The organism is Deinococcus aquatilis DSM 23025 (assembly GCF_000378445.1).
GTDB classification, from domain to species: Bacteria; Deinococcota; Deinococci; order Deinococcales; family Deinococcaceae; genus Deinococcus; species Deinococcus aquatilis.
The window spans coordinates 1-4,912 of record NZ_KB899785.1 but is presented as its reverse complement, the minus strand read 5'-3'; the positions used below and the strand labels follow the sequence as shown (position 1 = coordinate 4,912).

Genomic DNA, 4,912 nt, shown 5'->3' with positions numbered 1-4,912 from the left:
CACTTCACCCCGAAGCACGGCTCCTGGCTCAACATCCAGGAGTTGGAATGGTCAGCACTCGCTCGGCAAGCCTTAAAGGCACGGGTGGGTGACAAAGAAACACTGATCAAGGTGGTCGATCATTGGCTGACCCGACGTCGGGAGCGTGCCGTTTGCATCTGTTGGCAGTTCACCACTGGGGACGCACGACGCAAACTGAGTCGGTTATATCCCACCCTGACCGATTGACGCTGTACTAGGTGGCATCACCCAGGTGTGCCTAATCATGGTTGATTTAGAACGGAAGACCCCGCCGGACTGGTGGGGGTTCTGCATTGGAGGAAATGAGATGCCCGTCCAAAACGCAGGCTGTAGATTGATTATCTCGGCAGTTGAACAATAACCGTAGGGTGACGAGCGTTCCCGCTCACCAAGCATCTGGCAGGGATGCTGACTGCTCCGCCAAGAGCAATCAAGTTAAACCTTGCACTGTAGCCATCTTGAGTAAAACGAATCACATCAAAATCTCCCTGAGTCTTTAATTGCTGCGTTGCTTTCTGACCGCACAAAGCCTGCACCTGTGATTGCGGAACGGCACGGGGCGCGAAGTAAACGCCAACCGCTAGGGCGACCAGCGCGAGTGCTGCTCCATGTCCAAAGTTTGTCCGTCTTCTTGATACAGCGGGCTGTTTCGCTGGCTCAGTCATGCCCCACCTTATCTTCTCGCCCTGTGCGTGTGACCCGCATCAGGGAACTGCTAGACGAGCTGCACAGCAAATGGTCAGCGTCCGGGTCTAAGAAGCTATCCGTCAAGCGAACGTAGGTTGGCTCTCGGAGTTTGATCACAACAGAATAATTGGGGCGAGCCTGAGTCTCTCGTTCATCCCGTCCAGTTTTTCGGAGTCCAGATCCTACTTATTTCGGGCCAGCTTCGGGAGAAGGCAGTGCGCGAGCTAATGCACCATCGGTCATGCTAATGACCAGCATCATGACGAACCCAATCCATGTTCTCCGAATATTTGAAGGGGAGGACCGAAGGTGAACCGCATACAGTGCAGCTAGACCTACGTTGGCTAATGCTCGCACATGCATCCACCGTCGGGTCTGCCTACCGCTCAGTAATGCTGCTCCCAAGAGGACATCAGCACATCCCAATATTGAGGTTGAGTGCGGAGAATACGGGAGCCCCAGAGCACCGGCGCTCCGTCGCGGGGTGATGGTCAATGCACCTCCCATCCCGAGCGTGACACTGCCGATTATTTTGACCAACACATTTTTTTGAGCAGAAGTCAGGGACATAGGCTAAGTATCTTTTATCTTTGAGTACTCGCGCAGAAGAGTTGTGTTGGCGAGAAGCTCTCCGGCAAGCGAACCGAACATGGGATGAAGTTTGTTGAGCAGCAGCCTGCAACGAAATGAAAGCTAACCTGGTAGTGCTCCAGAAATCCCGACAGAAAGTCCCCCGCTCGTTGAGAGGGTGGGGCAGACTGGAGGGAACGTATGGGAAAGCAGCGAAAAACGTGGTCACCAGAACTCAAAGAGCAAATTGTGCCCGCCGTCCTGCGTAGTTACGGTGGCCGAACTGGCCCGTCAGCATGGTGTGGCCGAGAGCCTGATCCATAAATGGCGGACACCGTTCTTGGAGGCGGGCCGTGCCCGCCTCACTGGCGACCCCGTCGATCAGGGGGTCAAAGCTCTCGAACAGGAAAACGAGCGGCTGAACAGCCTGCTCGGTGAGAAAGAGCTGTCACTCTATATTGCCCCAGCCCGGGGTCTTTGAGCGTTCAGCAGGCCCTTGCGCTGTACGCCGAGGTGAAGGGAGACCAGCCTCATCTGAGCCTGTCCAGCTTCGCCCGGGACATTGACCTGCCGTATTGGAAGTGGCGTGACGCCAGACGAAACGCTAGACGAGACGAGGCGCGTGAAGTACGGCATCAATCGCATCGTGACCACGTACGTGACGTCGCGTTGGCGAATCCAACCGATGGATATCGGCGCATCCAGCGTCACCTGGCCGTCATAAGATCAGACGCTTGCTCCGGGAACTGGATCTGATTCCGGCCCCGCCGAGGATGAGGAGGCGGCCCTCCGTGCCCATCCTGACGCCGCCATTGTGGCCAGAAGGCCGCCGAGTTCAGATTGACGCGACCCGGTTCAGTCTCAACGATGGTGCCGCCTGGGTGTATGTCGTGCTGGACGTAGGGAGCCGCGCAGTGTTGCACCTAGAAGTGGTGCGCAACCTGTGTGCGAGCAGCGCGGTCACCGCGCTGCAAACAGGACTTCAGGTGCTGGGCGCACAGGGGATTGAGGACCCCATGTTGGTGATGTCGGATGGCGGGTCAGATTTCACGTCACAGGCCTTCAAGCGGGCCTGCGAGGAGGTGGGAAGCTGGACTCGGGCGAAGGTCTCGCAGCGCGGTGGGATGGGGATTCTGGAACGGGTCAACAGAAACCTGAAATACGAGTGGATCTTTCGGCAGGAGGTGCGATCCATCACCGAACTTCGCGCCCAATGCGCTGAATTCCAGCAGTGGTACAACACTGGAAGGCTGCACTCGGCACTGGGATATGCCTACCCCTGGGATACACTGGTCGCATCGGTGAAGCCTCTCTTCGCCGCTTGACGGGATTCTTGGAGCATTACCGAGTCACTTTGATGACGAGTCATCCCGAGTTTGGGCGAAGGAAGATTGTCAAAGAGGAGATGGCTGGACGACCAGCACAGCCAGCCATGATCGTCCAGACGGCTGCCCTCAAGTCGGATCAGGGCAATGCCTTGGCTTACCGGGAACAGGCATCCGTTCCGGCGGAAGCCGTGGGCGAGAGTGGCGAGGCTGAGTTGGCGGAAAACCTGTAGGCCGCTCTTGATTTAGAGCATGGTCAAGTCCCCCACTTTCCAGTCAGTGGGGGACTCTTTTCGCTTGATAAGTAGAGGAATTCTCCACTTCAATCGGGCGGTGATTTGCTTGACGGTTGTTTGACAGCTCGCAAAGGATTCTTGCCATCTCAGCAAAAACCCGCCCTTCTCAGGACGGGGCGCTGTGGCTGTTGGGAAGATCTACTTCCGCCGAAGCGTGCGCGGAAGATAACAAACTGAATCAAGTCAACTGACCCGACCTGCGTTGATGCGTGGACGAGAGTGGTTTTGATTGGACTTGTTTTCTGGGTCGCTCCTGGCCAATGGAGACGGTGGAGCAGGCTAACATGTGCGTCAGATGGCTGTGAGACACCTGCGCTTAAGCTGCTCGACATGGCCTCCACCACCCCACGTCTTGTCCACCTGGAACAGCTCAAGCAAGCTCTTGCAAAGCGCCTTCCCGTGAACTCTACCGTCTATGTGGAAGGCTCGCCAGCTATAATGCCTGAGGTGGTGACTGTCACCGTGAAGACTTATCAGGTCAAAACGGCGACCATTACTGGGGTGGTGCTGCCTTTCGAGGCGATGAACTGGGAGCGCAGAACGCAGCAACAAATTACTGAGGACGTAGACGCGCTTGTCCAGGCAGAATTACTGAAGGGTTTACCGTGCAAAGGCCCGGACGGGTTTACCCGCCGTGCCCTCCTCTGAATTCTTGGCATTGAGTTCAAGTTGCCTACCGAATGACTGCTTCCGAATCACGCCACTCGACAAGAAGGCGTGGAGAGGATCCGCTCAATCTTTCAGGCGTTGTCAGATTCCTGAAACAGGATCAGGCGCACGCTGGATCATGCTGAAAGACAAACCTAAAGGCCAGCAAAAGCCGCCAGGACCACAGAAACCACCACCGCCACCACCTACACCGCCTGTAAACATTTACCCGCACCCCGCGACTTAAGCGAACGACAAGCCCTCACCTGCGCTGATGCGTGGGCGAGGGCGTTTTGTTTTACCCTTCAGGCCATGCACCCGCGTGACCTGACCCTGTAGAACTCGCTGATCTGCTTGATGCCGCCTACCGCCAGGATCGAGGGCTGGATGGTTTTGGTCTTGATTTCGCTGAACGTGTGGAACTGGCCGACTTTCTTGGCTGCCATCCCGACATGCAGACCGCGGCGTGGGAAGCGTGGCAAGAGATTATGTCTGAAGGTGGGGTTCTGGCAACTTAATCAGGGAGGGGGCTGATGAGGTCAGTGGCCGTCTGAGCTTCAGACGGCCATTGCAATTGCGTTCTGCCATGCCAAGTTGGCACGGTTCTGGTTCAATCTTCGGCGGTAGGCGGGAACAGTGGTGCGGGTGTGCTGCTAAAGGTTCGAAACGCGTGCATGCAAGGCCAGAAATTCTTGCGCTCGTCTTTGGTTTTTGAAGCCGATCTGGCTTCGTTCCTGTTGTCGGGTCGGGCGATGGGATTGCTCAATCAGATTGTTGCAGCGTGCCGTTGAGATGACCTGAACGTGATCCACACTGTGGATGACAGGGAGTGCTCGAATAGCTGCTCCATAACTCCAGAGTTTATATGTGTGGATCACGTCTGGCACGTCATAATTTGCCAACAGCTTTCCGAAAAAGGTCTTTGCCGCCTGGCTATCCTGCCGATCTTGTAGGAGAAGATCCAAGACCGCGCCAGAATCGTCGACAGCCCGCCACAACCAGAGTTTTTTGCCACCAATCTCGATGCAGACCTCGTCTAAAAACCATCGGGAACCCCGACGGGGTTCCCGATGCCGTAGTTCTTCGGTGAGGAGGGGTGCAAATTTGCTCAGTACCCGACACTTTGTTGAGGGGTTGAAATCTCCCGTCTGATCCGTCAAAACAGAACGCGTCCCCTGCCACGCTGACCCATCTGACGCGCTGCTTTTGTGCTCATTTCCCGGAGTACCGCAAAAACCAAGTGGAACTGCTTTCTCTCGTTGTCCTGGCACTCCTTCAAGCCAAGGACGTCCGGCATGGGGAGCTGGCTGAGCGTTTCCCGGGAAGCGCAGGGGCGTCGTCGGTCATTCGCCGAATTGAGCGGTT

At 56.3% G+C, this 4,912-nt stretch carries 6 protein-coding genes and 2 pseudogenes; 5 read left to right on the top strand and 3 right to left on the bottom strand.

All coding sequences use genetic code 11. The features are described 5' to 3' along the window. The 5 genes and pseudogenes from F561_RS29800 to F561_RS0124055 all read left to right on the top strand — a co-directional run. Positions 1 to 228: pseudogene (locus F561_RS29800) on the top strand (IS630 family transposase); the annotation flags it as partial. Positions 229 to 1,552: 1,324 nt separating this feature from the next. Continuing rightward, positions 1,553 to 1,759: a transposase gene (locus F561_RS27635; RefSeq protein WP_019012518.1), complete on the top strand. Its 207-nt coding sequence runs from the start codon at positions 1,553 to 1,555 to the stop codon at positions 1,757 to 1,759. Positions 1,760 to 2,069: 310 nt separating this feature from the next. Next, on the top strand, positions 2,070 to 2,603 hold the full coding sequence (locus F561_RS28470; RefSeq protein ID WP_019012517.1) for an integrase core domain-containing protein: 534 nt from the start codon (positions 2,070 to 2,072) through the stop codon (positions 2,601 to 2,603). A gap of 80 nt (positions 2,604 to 2,683) precedes the next feature. After that, positions 2,684 to 2,836: a hypothetical protein gene (locus F561_RS29385; protein WP_157452166.1), complete on the top strand. Its 153-nt coding sequence runs from the start codon at positions 2,684 to 2,686 to the stop codon at positions 2,834 to 2,836. Positions 2,837 to 3,229: 393 nt separating this feature from the next. Next, complete coding sequence (locus F561_RS0124055; RefSeq protein WP_019012515.1) at positions 3,230 to 3,547, top strand: hypothetical protein; 318 nt, start codon at positions 3,230 to 3,232, stop codon at positions 3,545 to 3,547. A 305-nt stretch (positions 3,548 to 3,852) separates the two neighbouring features. Here the strand turns inward: F561_RS0124055 and F561_RS29380 are convergent, their stop codons facing one another. From F561_RS29380 to F561_RS29795, 3 genes and pseudogenes are all read right to left on the bottom strand, one after another. Next, on the bottom strand, positions 3,853 to 3,993 hold the full coding sequence (locus F561_RS29380; RefSeq protein ID WP_019012514.1) for a hypothetical protein: 141 nt from the start codon (positions 3,991 to 3,993) through the stop codon (positions 3,853 to 3,855). 111 nt (positions 3,994 to 4,104) lie between these two features. Next, positions 4,105 to 4,707 (bottom strand): annotated as a pseudogene (locus tag F561_RS28460) (IS6 family transposase). Further along, positions 4,704 to 4,912, bottom strand: a 209-nt coding sequence (locus F561_RS29795) for a hypothetical protein (protein WP_040381947.1), incomplete at its 5' end; no start/stop codon positions are given. The gene F561_RS29795 and the pseudogene F561_RS28460, both read right to left, overlap by 4 nt.

Bases quoted from the DNA above. Each gene is read 5' to 3' on its own strand.
- F561_RS29385 (WP_157452166.1), top strand. From the start codon at position 2,684: ATGGCTGGACGACCAGCACAGCCAGCCATGATCGTCCAGACGGCTGCC.
- F561_RS0124055 (WP_019012515.1), top strand. From the start codon at position 3,230: ATGGCCTCCACCACCCCACGTCTTGTCCACCTGGAACAGCTCAAGCAA.
- F561_RS29380 (WP_019012514.1), bottom strand. From the start codon at position 3,993: ATGGCAGCCAAGAAAGTCGGCCAGTTCCACACGTTCAGCGAAATCAAG.